Genomic DNA, 19,834 nt, shown 5'->3' on the forward strand with positions numbered 1-19,834 from the left:
CATGCCACGCTAATCTGTAGGCGTTAGGGCAGGCTGCGATTTTTGGCGGTTATTTCGTAATAAATAGTGGCCAGAGATCAAGAAGCAGCCTTCGTGCATCAGCAGCTTCTACCTAATGCATATCGGCAAAATGTTCGAAATTCTTCCTTTCAGCCCTCTTCGATGAGTTTTTTCAATCGAAGGGTGCTGGCTGCCCGCCTGTTTATCCGCTACCATTTTCGAAAATGAACATTAATGTTCGAATTCAAATATGCGTAAACAACGCGAGGCTCATCCATGTCGCACAACACCTTGCCTGCCACCCCTCTCGCTGAAGTCTACGATGTTGCCGTGATTGGCGGCGGGATCAACGGTGTCGGCATCGCCGCAGACGCAGCCGGGCGCGGCTTGTCGGTTTTTCTGTGTGAAAAAGATGACCTCGCCAGCCACACATCGTCAGCTAGCAGCAAGCTGATTCACGGCGGTCTGCGCTACCTCGAACATTACGAGTTCCGCCTGGTGCGAGAAGCCCTGGCTGAGCGTGAAGTGCTCTTGGCCAAAGCCCCACACATCGTTAAACCGATGCGTTTCGTGTTGCCACACCGCCCCCATCTGCGTCCTGGCTGGATGATCCGCGCAGGTCTGTTCCTTTACGACCATTTGGGTAAGCGTGAAAAGCTGGCAGGCTCCAACAGCCTCAAGTTCGGTGCAGACAGCCCGCTTAAAGCTGAAATTACTAAAGGCTTCGAATATTCGGATTGCTGGGTCGATGACGCCCGCCTCGTCGTGCTCAATGCGATGGCCGCGCGCGAAAATGGCGCTCATGTGCATACCCAAACCCGCTGTGTAGGGGCTCGTCGCAGCAAAGGCTTGTGGGAATTGAACCTGGAACGCGCTGACGGCAGCGTGTTCTCGATTCGCAGTAAAGCGCTGGTCAACGCGGCTGGCCCCTGGGTTGCCAAGTTCATCAAGGACGACCTCAAGCTCGAATCGCCGTATGGCATCCGCCTGATTCAAGGCAGCCACTTGATCGTGCCCAAGCTGTATGACGCGCCGAATGCGTTCATCCTGCAAAACGAAGACCAGCGGATTGTGTTCACCATTCCGTACATGGACCAGTTCACCATCATCGGTACCACTGACCGCGAATACACCGGCGATCCGGCCAAGGTCAGCATTACCGAAGAAGAAACCGAGTACTTGCTGAACGTGGTCAACGCCCACTTCAAAAAGCAAGTAAGCCGTGCCGATATCTTGCGCACTTACTCCGGCGTGCGCCCCCTGTGCAACGACGAATCCGATAACCCGTCGGCTGTGACACGCGACTACACCCTGGCCCTGTCCGGCATACCGGGTGAAGCGCCTCTGTTGTCGGTATTCGGTGGCAAGCTGACCACGTATCGCAAACTGGCTGAATCGGCGATGGCGCAACTGACGCCCTTTTTCACGCACATCAAGCCAAGCTGGACTGCCAGCGCCCCACTGCCTGGCGGCGAAGACATGACCACCCCGGCTGCCTTGAGTGCCGCCCTGATCAACGCTCACAGCTGGCTCGATGCTGCCATTGCCAAACGCTGGGCAATCACTTACGGCAACCGCGCATGGCGCCTGCTGGACGGCGCTCAAAGCCTTGAAGACATGGGTGAGCACATCGGCAGCGGCCTCTATAGCCGTGAAGTGGATTACCTGTGCAGTCAGGAATGGGCACTGGATGCACACGACATCCTGTGGCGTCGCACCAAGCTGGGCCTGTTCACCACCGCTGAAGAGCAGGAACACCTGGCGCAATACATGACCAGCCTCAACCTCAAACACCGTAAAGTTGAAGCGGCTTAACGCCCAAACCTCGCAAAACCTGTAGGGGCGAATTCGCCCCTACAGGACAGACCTGTGCCTCTCCCTTCATTCGGATTTCCGAACAGCCTTACCCATACCTATTCGGCTTTCCGGGCACCAGGGACTTTAACCCTGCACTCAACAAGCAAATAAATCTATATAAAACAAAGGCTTAAATTTAAATTCCAAGTCTGGCACGACTCATGCTCTACACTCAGGGCCGACTGCTTAAACAGCGTTAGCCTGTTGAGTGGCTCGAAGTACATAAAGGGTCCAGTGAACTGGCTCAATAAAAAAAACAATGTCGAGGAAACACCGATGCGCATCGTTCCGCAACTTTTGGCCGCAGCTATTGCTGCCGCTCTGATTAGCACTCCAGTTTTTGCTGCCGAATTGACCGGCACACTGAAGAAAATCAAAGAATCCGGCACCATCACCCTCGGGCATCGTGACTCCTCCATCCCGTTCTCTTACATCGCGGACGCTTCCGGCAAGCCGGTTGGCTACTCCCACGATGTGCAACTGGCAATCGTTGAAGGGCTGAAAAAGCAACTCGACATGCCTGAGCTGAAGGTCAAGTACAACCTGGTCACCTCCCAGACCCGTATCCCGCTGGTACAAAACGGCACTGTTGACGTTGAATGTGGCTCCACCACCAACAACGCAGAGCGCGCTCAGCAAGTCGACTTCTCGGTCGGCATCTTCGAAATCGGTACCCGTCTGCTGTCCAAAAAAGACTCGACCTACAAAGATTTCGCTGATCTCAAAGGCAAGAACGTCGTGACCACCGCGGGTACAACGTCCGAGCGCATCCTCAAGTCCATGAACGCCGACAAGCAAATGGGCATGAACGTGATCTCGGCCAAAGACCACGGCGAAGCCTTCAACATGCTGGAGTCGGGCCGCGCTGTTGCGTTCATGATGGACGACGCCCTGCTGGCCGGTGAAATGGCCAAAGCCAAGAAGCCAACTGACTGGGCCGTAACAGGCACGCCACAGTCGTATGAAATCTACGCGTGCATGGTGCGCAAAGGCGACCCGGATTTCAAAAAAGCAGTGGATGACGCCATCGTTGCGTACTACAAGTCCGGCGACGTCAACAAGTCCTACGCCAAGTGGTTCGAATCGCCAATCCCGCCTAAAGGCCTGAACCTCATGTTCCCGATGAGCGACAAGGTCAAAGAGCTGATCGCCAATCCAAACGACAAACCAGCGCCAGAAATCAAAATCTGATAGCGGCCTGTATTGACTCCCGAGTGTGAACGATCGCACTCGGGATGTTTGGATCACCTGCTGTACTCGCTACTGACTGCATGAGAAAGCACTCGACCCGCTGGTTGTCGAGCGGGGAGTGTGTGCCTGACGATCGTGTCAGGTGTGAACGGATTCCCTGAAGCAAGTGCGTGTTTATAGAACCAACTGAGGGGAGACCCTGCATGAATTACAACTGGGACTGGACCGTGTTCTTCAAGTCCACCGGCGTAGGCAGCGAGACATATCTCGACTGGTTTATTTCGGGCTTGGGCTGGACCATCGCGATCGCTGTCGTTGCCTGGATTGTTGCGCTGGTATTGGGTTCGCTGCTGGGCGTTATGCGCACACTGCCGAACCGTTTTATCGCAGGCATCGCCACGGTTTACGTGGAAATTTTCCGTAACGTACCGCTGCTGGTGCAGCTGTTTATCTGGTACTTCCTGGTACCCGATCTGCTGCCACCAAACTTGCAGGAGTGGTACAAACAGGACCTCAACCCGACCACCTCTGCCTACCTGAGCGTTGTTGTGTGTCTGGGGCTGTTTACTGCCGCCCGTGTCTGCGAACAGGTACGCACCGGTATTGAAGCTTTGCCGCGCGGTCAGGAATCCGCTGCCCGTGCAATGGGTTTCAGCATGGCGCAAATCTACTGGAACGTGCTGCTGCCTCAAGCCTACCGCATCATCATTCCGCCCCTCACCTCTGAGTTCCTCAACGTCTTCAAGAACTCGTCGGTGGCGTCATTGATCGGCTTGATGGAGCTGCTGGCACAAACCAAACAGACGGCCGAGTTTTCCGCCAACCTGTTTGAAGCCTTCACCCTGGCCACGCTGATCTACTTCACCTTGAACATGAGCCTGATGCTGCTGATGCGCCTGATCGAGAAGAAAGTCGCTGTACCCGGCCTGATGTCTCTGGGGGGCAAATAATGGACTTCTTCGATTTCAGCGGGATTGTCCCTGCCCTGCCGGGCCTGTGGAACGGCATGATCATGACCTTGAAGCTCATGGTATTGGGTGTGATTGGCGGCGTGGCCCTGGGCACCGTACTGGCGCTGATGCGTTTGTCATCGAGCAAGTGGATGGCCAACCTGGCCGGCGCTTACGTGAACTACTTCCGCTCGATTCCACTCCTGCTGGTCATCACCTGGTTCTACCTGGCAGTGCCGTTCGTGTTGCGCTGGATCACCGGCGAAGACACCCCCATCGGCGCCTTTGAGTCGTGCATGGTGGCTTTTGTCATGTTCGAAGCGGCCTACTTCTGCGAGATCGTGCGCGCAGGCGTTCAAGCCATCCCCAAAGGCCAGATGGGTGCAGCCAAAGCGCTGGGCATGAGTTACGGCCAGGCCATGCGCCTGATCATCCTGCCCCAGGCCTTTCGCAAAATGACCCCGTTGCTGCTGCAACAAAGCATCATTCTGTTCCAGGACACCTCGCTGGTTTACACCGTAGGGCTTGTGGATTTCCTCAATGCTTCACGCTCAAGTGGCGATATCATCGGCCGCTCCAATGAGTTCCTGATCTTCGCCGGTCTGGTGTATTTCATCATCAGCTTTTCCGCCTCGCTGCTGGTCAAGCGTCTGCAAAAAAGGTTTGCCGTATGATTTCGATCAAGAACATCAACAAGTGGTACGGGGACTTTCAGGTACTGACCGATTGCAGTACTGAAGTCAAAAAGGGTGAAGTGGTGGTGGTCTGTGGGCCGTCCGGCTCCGGCAAATCAACCCTGATCAAGTGCGTCAACGCCCTCGAACCGTTCCAGAAAGGCGACATCGTGGTCGACGGCACCTCGATTGCCGACCCCAAGACCAACCTGCCAAAACTGCGCTCGCGCGTGGGCATGGTGTTTCAGCACTTTGAGCTGTTCCCGCACATGACCATCACCGAAAACCTGACCATTGCGCAGGTCAAGGTGCTGGGCCGCAGCAAAGCCGAAGCCACCAAAAAGGGCCTGGAACTGCTGGAGCGCGTAGGGCTATCGGCGCACGCCCACAAGCATCCGGGCCAGCTTTCGGGCGGTCAGCAACAGCGCGTGGCCATTGCCCGTGCGTTGGCGATGGACCCGATCGTCATGCTGTTCGATGAACCCACTTCGGCCCTCGACCCTGAGATGGTTAACGAAGTGCTCGACGTAATGGTGCAATTGGCTCACGAAGGCATGACCATGATGTGCGTCACCCACGAAATGGGTTTTGCACGCAAAGTGGCTAACCGCGTGATCTTCATGGACCAGGGCAAAATCGTCGAAGACTGCGAAAAAGAAGAGTTTTTCGGCGACGTAAGCGCCCGTTCACAGCGCGCCCAGGACTTCCTCAGCAAAATCTTGCAGCACTAAGCAACAGCCATCACCTGTAGGCGCGGACCTGCTCGCGCCTACAGGAAACCATTGATCAACGGCCATTGCGCAGTGGTTGACCCAAGGCATCTGTGATGAAATGCGACCCCACACTTTATCGCGGTGCCCCGCCCTCACTTGCCGTGAAACCTCGTCTGCTTCGCCATTTGCTGTTGCCGCCCTTGATCATCCTGCTGACAATCGGCCTGGGATACGCGGGCTATCGCGTCAGCGAACACTTCGGCATTCGCAACCTCAGCGAAAGCGGTGAACGCCAGTTGGAGCTGCACGCACGCACGGTTGAGAGTGAACTGGGCAAATACACCTACCTGCCCAGCCTGCTGGAACTGGAGTCCAGCGTCTCAAAGCTGTTGGGCGACCCGAATCTGCAACATCGCACCACGGTCAATCAATACCTCGAAGGGCTGAATCGGCGTAGTCGCAGCCGCGCCATTTATGTGCTCGACACCACAGGGCGCGTGCTGGCCACCAGCAATTGGCGTGATGCCGACAGTTACCTGGGTGAAGACCTGTCTTTTCGCGCCTATTTTCAAGACGCGGTACGCGGGCAGCCCGGCCGGTTTTACGGCATTGGCAGTACCAGCGGCGAACCCGGCTACTACTTGGCACACGGCCTGGAAGAGCAAGGCAAAATCATCGGCGTCGCGGTCATCAAAGTGCGTCTCGAAGCGCTGGAAGAACGCTGGCAACGTGCCCGCCTGGAAGCCTATGTCAGCGATGAGAACGGCATCATTATCCTGTCCAGCGATCCCTCGCGACGCCTGAAGTCTGTGCGCCCTTTGACCCCCGACATCAAAGAGAAGCTGGCGCGCAGCCTTCAGTATTACTGGTGGCCACTCAATGAGCTGCAACCGCTGGACCGCGAGCACTTGGCCGAAGGGGTCGAGAAAGTCACCTTTGCCACCAACAGCGAAGTCATTACCGATCACGATCAAGTGAGTTATCTGGCGCAAACCCGTAAGCTAAACGACACGCCGTGGGACATCACCCTCCTCTCACCCTTACAGGACCTGCGCCGCGAAGCCGCCAACCAAGGCATGCTGGTAGCCGTTGCGTTTGCGTTGCTGGCTTTTTTGCTGATTGCCTGGAACGAGCGGCGCAAAGTCATCGCCACCCGACTGGCTGCGCGAGAGGCCCTGCAAGAGGCCAATAACCAGTTAGAACGCAAAATCACCGAACGCACCACTCACCTGCGCGCCAGCAATGAACGCCTTAAAGGGCAGATTCGTGAACGTAGGCAAACAGAAGACACATTGCGTCGCGCTCAAGACGAACTGGTGCAAGCTGGCAAACTGGCCGCCATCGGGCAAATGTCCACCAGCATCGCTCACGAACTGAATCAGCCATTGGCAGCCTTGCGCACGCTTTCAGGCAATACCGTGCGCTTTCTTGAACGGGGCGATTTGAAAGTGGCGGCGGACAATCTTGGCACCATCAACAAGCTGGTGGACCGCATGGGGCGCATCACCGCCAACCTGCGCTCCTTTGCCCGCCGCGGCGATGATCACGGCCAGGCCAACCTCAATCATGCGGTCGACGCGGCCCTGCAACTGCTGGCCAACCGGCTGGAAGCCTCCGGTGCGCGCCTGCATCGAGACTTCAGCGACGCCGAGCTGAAAATTGACCAGACCCGCCTTGAACAAATACTGGTCAACCTGATCGGTAACGCACTGGACGCCATGCAGGGCCAGACCTCTGCGCCGCAGGTGTGGCTTGAGGGGCATTTACAGGAAGGAAAATACCGCCTGCAAGTGCGCGACAACGGTCCCGGCATTGACCCCGAAACCCGCAAGCATCTGTTTGAACCGTTCTTCACCACCAAACCCGGTGAACAAGGGCTTGGCCTGGGTCTGACATTGTCTGCCAGCCTTGCCGCAGCCGCCGGCGGCAACCTCAGCGTCGAATTCCCGGCCAGCGGGGGTGCTTCGTTTGTCCTCTTAATACCGTTGGTGCAACCCGCTAAGGTCGATCAGATATGAACCACGAGTTGAGCGTCCTCATCGTTGAAGACGACCCCCATGTGCTGCTCGGTTGCCAACAGGCCCTGGCGCTCGAAGACATCCGCAGCGAGGGTGTCAGCAGTGCCGAGCAGGCGCTCGCCCTGGTGGGCGACAACTTCCCCGGTATCGTCATCAGCGACATCCGCCTGCCGGGCATTGATGGCCTGGAACTGCTTAAACGCCTCAAGGCTCGCGACGCCAGCCTGCCAGTGGTACTGATTACCGGCCACGGCGACATTTCAATGGCTGTCGGGGCCATGCGTGACGGTGCCTATGACTTCATGGAGAAACCCTTTTCACCGGAACGCCTGGTAGACGCCGCGCGCCGGGCACTTGAACAGCGCAGCCTGGCACGCGAAGTCTGGTCATTGCGCCGACAATTGGCTGAGCGCGATTCGCTTGAAGGGCGCATCATCGGCCGCTCTCCAGCCATGCAGCACTTGCGCGAATTGATCGCCAACGTTGCCGATACCTCTGCCAACGTATTGATTGAAGGCGAAACCGGCACGGGCAAAGAGTTAGTCGCACGTTGCCTGCATGACTTCAGTCGGCGCCAGCCTCAGCAGTTTGTCGCGCTTAACTGCGGGGGCTTGCCCGAAAACCTGTTTGAAAGTGAAATTTTCGGTCACGAAGCCAACGCGTTTACCGGCGCAGGCAAACGGCGCATCGGCAAGATTGAGCACGCCGACGGCGGGACGCTGTTTCTTGATGAAGTCGAAAGCATGCCGCTCAATTTACAAATCAAGCTGCTGCGGGTACTGCAAGAACGCACGCTGGAACGTCTGGGTTCCAACCACAGCATCGACGTGGATTGCCGAGTCATTGCGGCCACCAAATCCGACCTTGATCACCTGAGCAAAGCCAATCAATTTCGTAGCGACCTTTACTACCGCTTGAACGTGGTCACGCTCGAACTGCCGCCCTTGCGCGAGCGGCGCGAAGACATCTTGCAATTGTTTGAGCATTTCTTGCAGCAGTCCTCCCTTCGCTTCGACCGCACGGCACCCGAGCTGGACAACCAGACCTTGTCGACCCTGATGAGCCACGACTGGCCGGGCAACGTGCGAGAGCTGCGCAACGTGGCCGAGCGGTTTGCCCTTGGCCTGCCCGCGTTCAAAAAATCCGGCAATAACGTGGCACAAGGCCTGGGCTTCTCCGAAGCGGTGGAAGCGTTCGAGCGCAACCTGCTCAACGACGCCTTGCAGCGCAGCGGTGGCAACCTGACTCAAGCCAGCCAGGAGCTGGGCATGGCCAAGACCACGCTGTTCGATAAAGTTAAAAAATACGGTTTGGCTCACTAATGGATCTGATTTTAAAAGCGGCGCTCGGGGCTGGGGTGGTCATCATTTTGGCCATGCTGGCAAAAACCAAAAACTACTACATCGCAGGCCTGGTGCCGCTGTTTCCGACCTTTGCGCTGATTGCACACTACATTGTTGGCAAGGGGCGCTCCCTCGACGATCTTAAAACCACCATCGTTTTCGGTATGTGGTCGATCATTCCTTACTTTGTGTATCTTGCCGCGCTCTACCTGCTGGTAGACCGCATGCGCCTTGAAGCCTCGCTGGCGCTGGCCGCTGTGGCCTGGTTAATGGCCGCCACCGTGCTGGTCAGTGTGTGGGTGCGCTTGCACTAACCTTCCACGTAAGGCCGCTTAAAATGTGTAGCTCAGCGCCGTCTGCACCGCGCCCTGATTCACATCGCCCAACGCCTTGACCATGCTGCTGTCTGCCGCCGAGCCGATCAAGTGGGTCCAGGTGGCACTGGCCACCCAAGACCAATGTTGAGCCAAAGGAAACGATAAGTTCTGCGTCAGGCTGATCTGTTGAAACCCGCCACTGGCCTTGTACCCCGAAATCCCTGACGCTTGCGCTTCACTGGCACTTACACCAAAAAACGTCGAAGTCTGGCGCCCGTCCGCGAAGTGGGCGGCCAACTGGCTGCTGCCAATGACCCCAAGCCCCAGCGGATAACCCAGCTCGCCGCCGAACTTGCCCAACACCCCGCCCTGCCCGCTGGCGCCCCCCACGGCTTGCCCCACTTGCGCGTACACCCGCCAGAACTCGGCAGGGCTGTATTGCACAAAACCGCCGAGTTGAGCCATGCCTGAAACATCCCGCAAGCCACGTAATGAGCCATTGGCGTTGCGCCCCGACACGTCGTTAATGAACGGCCCCGCACTCCACCCCTGTGCCTTGAAGACACTCCAGGTCAGGCCATCGTCACTGTCCAGACTGACATTTCCCCAATCCAGATCTAAATACGGTAACGGAACAGTCTCGTAGCGACTGGCGCTTGGGTCGGAGGGCTGATACCCGACCCCCACGCCGATTTCACCCGTCAAGTCGTCAGCGGCACGCGCACCTGCAGTGGCGCTCAATAAGACGAACAGCAAAACAACCGATAGTGGCGCCTTCATCTCAAGGTATCCCTGTGATTCATGCGCGCATCACGCCTTTTATTGCCTGTTCAGTGCAAGCACCGATGTTGTTTGTAGCGAGCTACAAAAAATGTAGCTCTGGCGTCTTATTTTTTGCTCTTGGCTGGTCAAAGCCCCGGCCTGCCGGGGTTTTTTCAACTTGGCACAATCAGTGCAATTGCCCTGTTGCAGCGCAACGTGCGCCCCTTTCCAACAGGACAATGCTGATGATGCAATGGCATATCGTGTGCGATTTCGACGGAACCATTACGGGCACCGACGTCATCGATAACATTCTTCAACGCTTCGCCGACGCGAGTTGGGAAGCGATCGAAGACCAATGGATGAAAGGCGAGATCGGCTCACGTGAATGCCTAAGACGCCAACTGTCGTTGGTCCAAGCCTCTCCAGCCCAATTGCTGGCCTATTTCGACAGCGTTGACATCGACCCGGACTTTCCGGATTTCGTCGATCACGTGATCAGCCTCGGGGCGTCCATTGAAGTGGTCAGCGACGGCATCGAACAAGCCATCGCGCGGATCCTGGCGCGTAACTACGTCACCTTGCTGCCGATACTCGCCAATCGCCTGCGCCAAATGGACCAAAACCGCTGGCGTATCGACTTCCCTCACTCCAGCGATGCTTGCCGTGCCGCCTCGGGCAACTGCAAATGCAAGTCCACACCCAGCGGCAAACGCGTGCTGGTGATTGGTGATGGCCGCTCCGACATGTGCGTGGCCGCGACTGCCGACTTTGTGTTCGCCAAAGACAGTCTGGCCAAACACTGCGAGGACAACGGCATTCCTTACGCCCGTTTCGACACATTCGCAGATCTTCCAGCGTTACTCGCCAAACTGCCCAGCAATGCTGCCAACACCCTCCACTTTTCTCGTGAACAGCAGGAACTCTTCAACCATGTCTGACATCCGAATCGCCACCCCTGAAGACCAGATCCTTCTGGATAAAGAAGCCAAATACTGCTCGTACGGCGATACCGTTCACTACATTGAACCGCCGCGTATTTTCAGCCGCTGCGAAGGTTCCTACGTATGGGACACCGAAGACCAAGCCTACCTCGATCTGCAAATGTGGTATTCGGCGGTTAACTTCGGTTACTCCAACCCGCGCCTGAACAACGCGCTGAAACAGCAGATCGACACGCTGCCGCAGATCGCCAGCCAATACCTGCACAAAGGCAAGATCGAGCTGTCAGAGTGCATCGCTGTCGACGCCAAGAACAAGTTCGGCCTCGACGGGCGTGTGCACTTCAACGTGGGTGGCTCGCAGTCCATCGAAGACTCGCTCAAAGTAGTACGCAACGCCAGCAACGGCAAAAGCCTGATGTTTGCCTTCGAAGGCGGGTATCACGGCCGCACCCTCGGCGCGTCGTCTATTACGTCGAGCTACCGCTACCGCCGCCGTTACGGGCATTTCGGCGAACGCGCCAACTTCATTCCGTTCCCGTACCACTTCCGTGGGCCAAAAGGCATGACCAAGGAAGAATACGGCAGCCATTGCGTGCAGCAATTCGCCCGCTTATTCGAGACCGAGTACAACGGCGTATGGGACCCAAAAGTCGGCCAAAGTGAATACGCCGCGTTTTACGTCGAGCCGATCCAGGGCACTGGCGGCTATGTCATTCCGCCGATGAATTTCTACAGCGAACTCAAGCAGGTGCTCGATCAGCACGGCATTTTGATGGTGGTGGACGAAATCCAGATGGGTTTCTGGCGCACCGGCAAGCTGTGGTCGATTGAACACTTTGACGTCAAACCCGACGTGATCGTATTCGGCAAGGCATTGACCAACGGCCTCAACCCGCTGGGTGGCATCTGGGCACGCGAGGAGTTGATCAACCCGACGGTGTTCCCGCCAGGATCAACCCACTCCACCTTCGCCTCGAACCCGCTGGGCACCGCTGTGGGCCTTGAAATGTTCAAAATGACCAGCGAAGTCGATTACGGCGCGATGGTCATGGCCAAAGGCAAATATTTCCTGGCCGGCCTGCAAGACCTGCAAAAGCGTTACCCAATCATCGGCGACGTGGACGGCCTGGGCTTGGCCCTGCGCTGCGAAATCTGCGGCCCGGATGGCTTCACACCAGACAAGGCGACGCTGGACTTCATGGTCGAAGAAGGCATGAAAGGCGACATCGAAATCGACGGCAAGCGGCTGGGTTTGATTCTGGACGTGGGCGGTTACTACAAAAACGTAATCACCCTGGCACCGTCGCTGGAAATCAGCTACACAGAAATCGACTTGGGCATCGCCCTGCTCGACCGCCTGCTGCACCGGGCCATGAAACGGTGAACACGTCAAAGATCGATCTGGGCGAAGGCGACGCCGGTTTCGTTCTCGGCACAGGTGAGGTCGCGGTGTTGTTGATCCACGGCCTTACCGGCACCCCGACGGAGTTGCGTCGGGTGGCCGTGGGCCTGGCCAAGGCTGGCTGCACGGTGTACGTGCCTACCTTGGCCGGGCATTGCGCCGATAACGCATATTTGCAGACCACCGGCTGGCAAGACTGGTATGAAAGTGCGCGCAACACCTTTGCCGGGATTCGGCAAAAGCACTCACAGGTGTTTGTCGGCGGCCTGTCGATGGGCGCCGTGATGTCGATGTACATGGCGGCCGAACATCCAGGGCAAATCGCGGGCCTGCTGCTGTACTCCACGACCTTGCGTTATGACGGCTGGAATATCCCAAAGACCTCCTTACTTATCCCGCTGATGATGATGCTTCCTTTTGGCGTACACCTGTGTAGCTTCAACGAAAGGCCACCCTATGGGATCAAGAATCCACGTTTGCGGGCCATCGTAGAGCGGCAGATGAAAGCAGGGGACAGCAATAGCGCCGGGCTTTTAAGCATGCCAGGTCTGAGCGTGCGCGAACTTCGCCGGTTAATTGCAGTGGTCAAACGCAAAATGCCTAGCGTAATGACGCCGACACTGGTGATCCATGCCAGTGAAGACGACTTGACCAGCCGCTGGAACGCCGATTACGTTGAACGCCACTTGGGCGGGCCGGTGACCAAAGTGCTGCTCGATAACTGTTACCACATGATCACCGTCGACCTGCAATACCCGCGCGTGATCGAGTTAAGTAATGCCTTCGTGAAAAAAAACAGTCTCGAAACGCAGGTCCAAGACCCGCTCTTACAGGGAACCTGACGTGAAGAATGGTTCCTGAACCGCTCACAGGCTTACCCCGTGTCCTATAAACCGGGGTCGCTTAGCCTGACAACCAATTTCGATCAGGACGCTTACCGGCGCTGAATTTGGCGAGTATTCTCAGGCCCTTGAATAACACGACAACATGAGCGGGGGTTACCCGCTCCGACCGCCATGACCGCTTCGATAAGCGAGTATTAATGTCGACCTCTCCCCACTCCGCGCACACGCCACCTCCGTTCAAAGTTTCGCGCTGGACGGTCCAGCGCAAACTGGTACTGGCCTTTTGGCTAGTCAGTGTTATTCCGACCATGATCGCCTCGGAACTGGCCGCGACCACCTTGTCGCACATTTTCGACAGCAACGTGCGCGTATGGCTTCAAGAGTCGACCAAAATCGTCAAAGACGAAATCAGCGAAACCCTGCTAGACAACGCCAGAGCGGCAAAGCTTTTTTTGCAATACACCCACCCGCCTTCCAGCAGTAAAGCCATTCGCCATGATCGACTCACCGCCGACATCGCTGACGCCATGGGCATCGACGTTGTCGCGCTGATACGTGACAGCGACCATAAAGTGGTGTTTAGCACCGCAAGCGATAACATCGTCAAGCAGATCAGCTTGTCACCCAACGCGGTATTGCAAACGGTTAACGTAGGCGAAGTCACGACCGGCACAGTAGTGTCGACTTTTCCGGCACGCCAGGACGGCGTGGACTATCAACTACTGGTGGCGACCAACATCGACAGCAGCTTTCTGATCAGCGTGGCAGAGGTGCACTCTCTGGACCTGCGTCTTTATCTGCATACCCCAAAAGGCTTCGCTGAAATATTCTCCAGCCAGCGTTTTGAAGATAGACAGCCCACAGTACCCAATGCCATCGAGCAAAAACTGCGCGATACCAAGTTGCCCAGTGAGCAGTTCACGAACCGTTATTGCGGCTTGTACTGGCCGATCATTAATGACACGGGCGAGCTGCAAGGCGTGATTTACAGCGGTTTGTTGTGCAACACCAATTTGGTTGGACTGGTGAACCAACCCAACCTGTTTATGCTGATTTTTCTGCTGGGTTCGATGCTCTCGTTAACCGTTGGCTGGCAGGTGTCCGAGCACCTGACGCGGCCTTTGCGAGCACTTTCTGAAGGTGTGCGCGCGGTCACCGCCGGGGATTACGACCAACGGATGGACGTTTCCGGGCATGACGAACTGGCCGAATTGAGCAGTACCTTCAACCACATGACATTGCGTTTGGGCGAGCTGCATCACCTTGAGGCGCAACTGCGTCGACGGGATCGCCTGCATGCCCTGGGCGAGGTGGCCATGGGCCTGGCCCACGAAATCCGCAACCCGCTGGGCATTATCAAAACCGCCACCCAATTGCTGCACCGCCGCGCCGAACTGGGGGAAACCGACAAACGCCATCTCGAATACGTGGTCAGTGAAGTCACGCGCATCAATGACCTGATCACCGACTTTCTCGAATTCGCCAAACCCAGTACACCCGTGCGCTCAACTCAAGCCGCGCGCCCTCTGGTTGAAGACATTCTGGGCTTTTGCAAACCAGAACTTGAAAGCCACCACATTGATGCGCACATCTATGACCAAGCACCCGGTGCCACCTTGTATGCCGATGCACGGCAGTTGAAACAGGCGCTCCTGAACTTGATCATCAACGCCATCGACGCCATGCCTGAAGGCGGGCAGCTCAGCGTAAGCATTGACCAGAAAGACGGTTACACCGTCATCAGCATTGCCGACAGCGGCGAAGGGATCGCGCTTGACATGATAGAACGCATCTTCACCCCTTTTGTGACCACCAAAGCCTCAGGCACAGGCTTGGGGCTGGCCAAGGTTTTCTCGATCATGGACAGCCACGACGCACGCATCGAGTGCCTCAGCGACAGGGGCGCAGGTGCCACCTTCAATCTGTACATTCCGTCACATGGAGGGGATGAGGCATGAGTCATAACGTGCTGGTGGTGGACGACGAACCGAAGTTGTGTGACCTGCTCAGCTCAGCGCTCAGCCAGAATGACGTGCACGTGTTCACAGCGAGCAACGGGGTACAAGCACTGGCCATTCTTGAGCAAGAAGACATCGACCTGGTCATCAGCGATTGGCGCATGCCGGGCATGGACGGGCCGCAACTGCTGGCCGAAGTCAAACAGCGTTATTCGCACCTGCCGGTGATCGTGATGACCGCCTACAGCACGGTAAAAAATGCCGTGCAGTCCATGCGCAACGGCGCCTATGACTACATCGCCAAGCCCTTCGACATCGACGAGCTGGACATTACTGTCCACAAAGCCCTGCAATTTCGCGACATCCTGCGTGACAACGCACGCATGCGGGCCGAACTGGACCAACACCAGCCCTTCGACAGCCTGATGGGCGACAGCCCCAGCTTTCGCCGTGTGTTGCAGGCCATTGACTCAGTACGCGACAGTAGCGCGACCATTTTGCTCACCGGCGAAAGCGGCACGGGCAAAGAGATGGTGGCACGCGCCATTCACAAACATGGCAGCCGCGCCGACAAACCGTTTGTCGCGGTTAACTGTGCGGCCATTCCTGAAGGGCTGCTGGAAAGCGAGATGTTTGGCCATCGCAAAGGCGCATTCACCGGCGCGGTCACCGACCGTGTAGGACGCTTCATGCAGGCCGACAAGGGCACGTTGTTCCTTGATGAAGTCGGCGATATGCCACTGGCGTTGCAGGCGAAGATTTTGCGTGCCCTGCAAGAGCGTGTGATCGAACCCGTGGGTGACCCGCGTGAGCGCAAGGTGGATGTACGGGTGATTGCAGCCACCCACAAAAACCTGCTCGAAGCGGTCGCCAACAAGGAGTTTCGCGAAGACTTGTACTACCGTTTGAATGTGTTTCCGATCCAACTGCCCGCCTTGCGCGAGCGCATAGAAGACATCGCACCGCTGGCGCGGCACTTTGCGCATAACCTGGGGGCAACGGCAGGTAAACGTATCACCGGGTTCAGTCCAGATGCCTTGCAGGCCATGGCCGAATACAACTGGCCGGGCAACATCCGCGAGCTGCAAAATTGCGTCGAGCGCGCCACCATTGTGGCCACCAGCAGCACCATTGAAGACAGCGACCTGCCGCCGTATTTGTTTACCGCACAACCCAATCAACAATGTAGCGTGCTGGAGTCTGGCCCCAGCGTGCCACCGGACCTGGAAGCGGCGTTGGCCGAGGTTGAAAAGGCCTACATTCTCGCGGCTTTGCAACAGGCCAACGGCGTGCAAGCGGCGGCGGCGCAGCTCATCGGCATTTCAGAACGAAGCTTTTGGTATCGCCTGAAAAAACTCGATATCCATGTCGAAAAAATCGTGCGCTAACCAAACCCTGTAGGCGCTGATGCAGGCTGCGATCTGTTGATTTGAAGATCAAAAGATGACTGCCTGCATCAGCGCCTGCATAACGTGCGGCCTTAAGCCACCTCGGCGCGCAACTGACGTGCTGCGGCCACCATGTTGATCAACGCGGCTTCCGTCTCGGCCCAGGCGCGGGTTTTGAGGCCGCAGTCCGGGTTCACCCACAGCCGCTGCGCCGGGATACGCTGCGCAGCCTTGCTCAGCAACTTGACCATTTCGGCCGTGTCCGGAACCCGTGGCGAATGGATGTCATACACCCCTGGGCCAATGTCGTTCGGGTAGTCGAACGCTTCAAAGGCGTCCAGCAATTCCATGTCCGAACGGGAGGTCTCAATCGTGATGACGTCAGCGTCCATCTCGGCAATCGACTTGATCACATCGTTGAACTCGCTGTAGCACATGTGGGTGTGAATCTGGGTTTGATCCCCAACGCCCGAGGCACACAGACGGAACGCTTCGACCGCCCAATCCAGGTACTCCTGCCACTGCGCACGGCGCAGCGGCAAGCCCTCACGGAATGCTGCTTCGTCGATTTGCACAATTTTTATCCCGGCTTTTTCCAGGTCGACCACTTCGTCACGAATGGCCAAAGCCAGCTGTTGCGCCTGCTCCTTGCGCGACACATCTTCGCGGGGGAAGGACCACATCAGCATAGTCACCGGCCCGGTCAGCATGCCCTTCATGACTTTCTCGGTCAGGCCCTGGGCGTATTTGATCCATTCCACGGTCATGGCTTTCGGACGACTCAGGTCGCCGAAGATGATCGCCGGTTTCACGCACCGCGAACCGTAGCTTTGCACCCAGCCATATTGGGTGAATACATAGCCATCCAGTTGTTCGGCAAAGTACTCCACCATGTCGTTGCGCTCGGCCTCGCCGTGTACCAAGACATCCAGCCCCAGACGTTCTTGTGTCTCTACTGCATTACGAATTTCACTGTGCATGGCTTCGGTGTATTCACTGACCGACAATTTGCCTTGCTTGTAGGACTGGCGCGCCAGACGAATAGAAGCGGTTTGCGGGAATGAACCGATGGTGGTGGTCGGAAAGGCTGGCAGGTTCAAACGCGCCCGCTGTACTTCAATGCGTGCAGCAAACGGCGAATGACGCTGGCTATCCGCCTCGCTGATCGCGCCAAGGCGCGCTTGGACGGCGGGCTTGTGAATACGCGGCGACTTGGCGCGGCTTTCTTGCACGGCCCGACTTTCGGCCAGGGCTTTTTGCACGCTGGCGTCGTGCGGTTTATTCAGCGCATCACGCAAAACAGCTATTTCGCCGCATTTTTGTTTAGCGAACGCCAGCCAGCTTTTCAGCTCGGCATCGAGTTTGGTTTCGCGGTCCAGGTCCACCGGGCTGTGCAGCAATGAGCACGAACCCGCGACCCACAGGTTGTCACCAAAACGCTCTTCGGCTTGTTGCAGTTGCGCCAGCGCGTTTTCCAGGTCGCAACGCCATACGTTACGGCCGTTCACCAGGCCCAGCGACAACACTTTATAGGTCGGCAAGCGATCCAGAATCGCGTTCAACTGGTCTGGCGCACGCACCAGGTCTACATGCAGCCCTTCAACCGGCAAGCTGACCGCCAGGCCGAGGTTGTCTTCCAGGCCGCTGAAATACGTAGCAACCAACTTCTTTAGCGGCGAGTACTGAAGGATGTGGTAGGCGCGCTCGAAGGCGTTTTTCCATTCTTGCGGTAAGTCGAGTGACAGAATCGGCTCGTCAATCTGTACCCACTCAACCCCTTGTTCGGCCAAGCGGGTCAGGATTTCACCGTAGACCGGCAGCAGGTTTTCCAGCAGGTCGAGTTTGTTGAACTCATCGCCTTTGGCCTTGCCCAGCCACAGGTAGGTCAGCGGGCCGATGATGACCGGCTTGGCCTGATGCCCCAGTGCAAGCGCCTCAGCAGTTTCTTCAAACAGTTCGTTCCAGCTCAGTTCAAAACGCTGATCAAGGCTCAATTCCGGCACGAGGTAGTGGTAGTTGGTGTCAAACCACTTGGTCAGTTCCTGAGCATACTGGCCTTGGCTGTGCTCGCCGCCGCAGCAGCTCTGGCTCGCGCCACGGGCCATGGCAAACAAGGTGTCCAGGGTCGGGCGGCCTTCGTCATCGAGGGTGCTGGAAAAGCGTTCTGGAATCGCGCTAAACATCAGCGAATGGGTCAACACCTGGTCGTACCAGGCGAAGTCGCCGACCGGCACCAGGTCAATGCCTGCATCTTTTTGCAGTTGCCAGTGTTTGGCGCGCAATTCACGGCCCACGGCGTTAAGTGCGGCTTGATCGATATCGCCTTTCCAGTAGGCTTCAAGGGCTTTTTTCAGTTCGCGATCCGCGCCGATGCGTGGGAAACCAAGATTGTGAGCCAGGGCCATAACGGCATTCCTCCATGTCAGTAATGGCCCAATTATCGACAGACGCATCAACATGAGACAAACTCAACGTTTTCGCGTTCATCATCAAAATTACTCATGGAGCACCCGTGCTGGAAATTCGTCACCTCAAAACCCTGCACGCCTTGCGCGAATCCGACAGCCTGGTCGAGGCGGCAGAGCGCCTGCACTTGACCCAGTCGGCCCTGTCTCATCAGTTCAAAGAGCTGGAAGAACGCATGGGCATGCCGTTGTTCGTGCGCAAAACCAAACCTGTGCGCTTCACCAGTGCGGGTCTGCGCCTGCTGCAACTGGCTGACGCCATGTTGCCGCTACTGCGGGGTGCAGAGCGAGATATAGCGCGCCTGGTCGGGGGTACCGCGGGCCGCTTGCACATGGCGATTGAATGCCACAGCTGCTTCCAGTGGTTGATGCCCACCATCGACCAGTTCCGTGATGCGTGGCCCGAGGTTGAACTGGACCTGGCATCAGGCTTCGCGTTCGCCCCGCTCCCTGCGCTGGCGCGCGGCGATCTGGATTTGGTGGTCACCTCTGACCCACAAGAGATTGCAGGTCTAACGTACGTGCCGCTGTTCACCTACGAAGCCATGCTGGCCGTTGCCAATCAGCACCCGCTGGCCAGCAAGCCATTTATCGTGCCTGAAGACTTGAGTACCGAAATTCTCATCACCTACCCGGTGGAGCGTGACCGGCTCGACATCTTTACCCGCTTTCTGGAACCGGCTGACGTAGAGCCCGCACAAGTACGTACCTCAGAGTTGACGGTCATGATGATGCAACTGGTGGCCAGCGGCCGAGGTGTGTGCGGGATGCCGCACTGGGCGCTGCATGAATACAGTTCACGGGGTTACGTGAAAGCCAAGCGCTTGGGAGAAAAAGGGTTGTTCGCCACGCTGTATGCAGCGATTCGCGCAGACATGCTGGATGCGCCGTACATGCGCGACTTCTTGCTCACCGCCAAAGACACCTCGTTCTCGACGCTGGATGGCGTCAGCGCCGTGCGCTAAACCTCGCAAACGCCATTGGCTGCGCTCTTTTGATCTTGAAAA

The 19,834-nt window shown here is 57.1% G+C and carries 16 protein-coding genes; 14 read left to right on the plus strand and 2 right to left on the minus strand.

Going from position 1 to position 19,834, the window contains the following annotated elements:
• Window positions 1-276 precede the first annotated feature (276 nt).
• The 8 genes from glpD to GYN01_RS05105 all read left to right on the plus strand — a co-directional run bounded on the left by glpD (window position 277) and on the right by GYN01_RS05105 (window position 9,060).
• Window positions 277-1,815, plus strand: coding sequence for a glycerol-3-phosphate dehydrogenase (gene glpD / locus GYN01_RS05070; RefSeq protein WP_203306674.1), 1,539 nt, complete (start codon window positions 277-279; stop codon window positions 1,813-1,815).
• A gap of 318 nt (window positions 1,816-2,133) precedes the next feature.
• The gene (locus GYN01_RS05075) at window positions 2,134-3,048 is read left to right on the plus strand and encodes a glutamate/aspartate ABC transporter substrate-binding protein (protein WP_203306675.1); all 915 of its coding nucleotides are present in this window, start codon (window positions 2,134-2,136) and stop codon (window positions 3,046-3,048) included.
• Between the two features lie 203 nt (window positions 3,049-3,251).
• Entirely contained in the window at window positions 3,252-3,998 is a 747-nt protein-coding gene (locus GYN01_RS05080) for an amino acid ABC transporter permease (RefSeq protein ID WP_048362676.1), read from the plus strand.
• Window positions 3,998-4,672, plus strand: coding sequence for an amino acid ABC transporter permease (locus tag GYN01_RS05085; protein ID WP_048362675.1), 675 nt, complete (start codon window positions 3,998-4,000; stop codon window positions 4,670-4,672). The genes GYN01_RS05080 and GYN01_RS05085 overlap by 1 nt, the downstream gene beginning before the upstream one ends.
• Entirely contained in the window at window positions 4,669-5,403 is a 735-nt protein-coding gene (locus GYN01_RS05090) for an amino acid ABC transporter ATP-binding protein (protein WP_048362674.1), read from the plus strand. Before GYN01_RS05085 ends, GYN01_RS05090 begins: the two co-directional genes overlap by 4 nt.
• Before the next feature lie 95 nt (window positions 5,404-5,498).
• The gene (gene aauS, locus GYN01_RS05095) at window positions 5,499-7,403 is read left to right on the plus strand and encodes a two-component sensor histidine kinase AauS (RefSeq protein ID WP_048362673.1); all 1,905 of its coding nucleotides are present in this window, start codon (window positions 5,499-5,501) and stop codon (window positions 7,401-7,403) included.
• On the plus strand, window positions 7,400-8,725 hold the full coding sequence (gene aauR, locus GYN01_RS05100) for a two-component response regulator AauR (RefSeq protein ID WP_048362672.1): 1,326 nt from the start codon (window positions 7,400-7,402) through the stop codon (window positions 8,723-8,725). The genes aauS and aauR overlap by 4 nt, the downstream gene beginning before the upstream one ends.
• A gap of 8 nt (window positions 8,726-8,733) precedes the next feature.
• Window positions 8,734-9,060, plus strand: coding sequence for a GlpM family protein (locus GYN01_RS05105; protein ID WP_173426992.1), 327 nt, complete (start codon window positions 8,734-8,736; stop codon window positions 9,058-9,060).
• Window positions 9,061-9,078: 18 nt separating this feature from the next.
• Here GYN01_RS05105 and GYN01_RS05110 read toward each other — a convergent pair whose 3' ends face one another.
• Window positions 9,079-9,843: a MipA/OmpV family protein gene (locus GYN01_RS05110; protein ID WP_203306676.1), complete on the minus strand. Its 765-nt coding sequence runs from the start codon at window positions 9,841-9,843 to the stop codon at window positions 9,079-9,081.
• Between the two features lie 227 nt (window positions 9,844-10,070).
• Here GYN01_RS05110 and GYN01_RS05115 point away from each other — a divergent pair, with 227 nt between their 5' ends.
• From GYN01_RS05115 to GYN01_RS05135, 5 genes are all read left to right on the plus strand, one after another.
• Window positions 10,071-10,766, plus strand: coding sequence for an MtnX-like HAD-IB family phosphatase (locus GYN01_RS05115; protein ID WP_048362669.1), 696 nt, complete (start codon window positions 10,071-10,073; stop codon window positions 10,764-10,766).
• The gene (locus GYN01_RS05120) at window positions 10,759-12,153 is read left to right on the plus strand and encodes an aspartate aminotransferase family protein (RefSeq protein WP_203306677.1); all 1,395 of its coding nucleotides are present in this window, start codon (window positions 10,759-10,761) and stop codon (window positions 12,151-12,153) included. The genes GYN01_RS05115 and GYN01_RS05120 overlap by 8 nt, the downstream gene beginning before the upstream one ends.
• On the plus strand, window positions 12,150-13,013 hold the full coding sequence (locus tag GYN01_RS05125; RefSeq protein WP_048362667.1) for an alpha/beta hydrolase: 864 nt from the start codon (window positions 12,150-12,152) through the stop codon (window positions 13,011-13,013). The genes GYN01_RS05120 and GYN01_RS05125 overlap by 4 nt, the downstream gene beginning before the upstream one ends.
• Before the next feature lie 200 nt (window positions 13,014-13,213).
• Window positions 13,214-14,974: a sensor histidine kinase gene (locus GYN01_RS05130; protein WP_203306678.1), complete on the plus strand. Its 1,761-nt coding sequence runs from the start codon at window positions 13,214-13,216 to the stop codon at window positions 14,972-14,974.
• Window positions 14,971-16,362: a sigma-54-dependent transcriptional regulator gene (locus GYN01_RS05135; protein WP_048362665.1), complete on the plus strand. Its 1,392-nt coding sequence runs from the start codon at window positions 14,971-14,973 to the stop codon at window positions 16,360-16,362. The genes GYN01_RS05130 and GYN01_RS05135 overlap by 4 nt, the downstream gene beginning before the upstream one ends.
• A 92-nt stretch (window positions 16,363-16,454) precedes the next feature.
• Here GYN01_RS05135 and metE read toward each other — a convergent pair whose 3' ends face one another.
• Window positions 16,455-18,767 carry a 5-methyltetrahydropteroyltriglutamate--homocysteine S-methyltransferase gene (metE, locus tag GYN01_RS05140; RefSeq protein ID WP_203306679.1) on the minus strand — a complete coding sequence of 771 codons (2,313 nt, stop codon included), beginning with the start codon at window positions 18,765-18,767 and terminating at the stop codon, window positions 16,455-16,457.
• Between the two features lie 107 nt (window positions 18,768-18,874).
• On the opposite strand from metE, the gene metR reads away from it, so the two are divergent.
• Window positions 18,875-19,792, plus strand: coding sequence for a transcriptional regulator MetR (gene metR / locus GYN01_RS05145; RefSeq protein WP_048362663.1), 918 nt, complete (start codon window positions 18,875-18,877; stop codon window positions 19,790-19,792).
• Window positions 19,793-19,834 lie beyond the last annotated feature (42 nt).

This window comes from Pseudomonas weihenstephanensis (assembly GCF_016812185.1).
Lineage (GTDB): Bacteria > Pseudomonadota > Gammaproteobacteria > Pseudomonadales > Pseudomonadaceae > Aquipseudomonas > Aquipseudomonas weihenstephanensis.

Excerpts from the sequence above, each read along its gene's own strand:
- glpD (WP_203306674.1), top strand. The coding sequence starts at position 277 with ATGTCGCACAACACCTTGCCTGCCACCCCTCTCGCTGAAGTCTACGAT.
- GYN01_RS05075 (WP_203306675.1), top strand. The coding sequence starts at position 2,134 with ATGCGCATCGTTCCGCAACTTTTGGCCGCAGCTATTGCTGCCGCTCTG.
- GYN01_RS05080 (WP_048362676.1), top strand. The coding sequence starts at position 3,252 with ATGAATTACAACTGGGACTGGACCGTGTTCTTCAAGTCCACCGGCGTA.
- GYN01_RS05085 (WP_048362675.1), top strand. The coding sequence starts at position 3,998 with ATGGACTTCTTCGATTTCAGCGGGATTGTCCCTGCCCTGCCGGGCCTG.
- GYN01_RS05090 (WP_048362674.1), top strand. The coding sequence starts at position 4,669 with ATGATTTCGATCAAGAACATCAACAAGTGGTACGGGGACTTTCAGGTA.
- aauS (WP_048362673.1), top strand. The coding sequence starts at position 5,499 with ATGAAATGCGACCCCACACTTTATCGCGGTGCCCCGCCCTCACTTGCC.
- aauR (WP_048362672.1), top strand. The coding sequence starts at position 7,400 with ATGAACCACGAGTTGAGCGTCCTCATCGTTGAAGACGACCCCCATGTG.
- GYN01_RS05110 (WP_203306676.1), bottom strand. The coding sequence starts at position 9,843 with ATGAAGGCGCCACTATCGGTTGTTTTGCTGTTCGTCTTATTGAGCGCC.
- GYN01_RS05115 (WP_048362669.1), top strand. The coding sequence starts at position 10,071 with ATGATGCAATGGCATATCGTGTGCGATTTCGACGGAACCATTACGGGC.
- GYN01_RS05120 (WP_203306677.1), top strand. The coding sequence starts at position 10,759 with ATGTCTGACATCCGAATCGCCACCCCTGAAGACCAGATCCTTCTGGAT.
- GYN01_RS05130 (WP_203306678.1), top strand. The coding sequence starts at position 13,214 with ATGTCGACCTCTCCCCACTCCGCGCACACGCCACCTCCGTTCAAAGTT.
- GYN01_RS05135 (WP_048362665.1), top strand. The coding sequence starts at position 14,971 with ATGAGTCATAACGTGCTGGTGGTGGACGACGAACCGAAGTTGTGTGAC.
- metE (WP_203306679.1), bottom strand. The coding sequence starts at position 18,767 with ATGGCCCTGGCTCACAATCTTGGTTTCCCACGCATCGGCGCGGATCGC.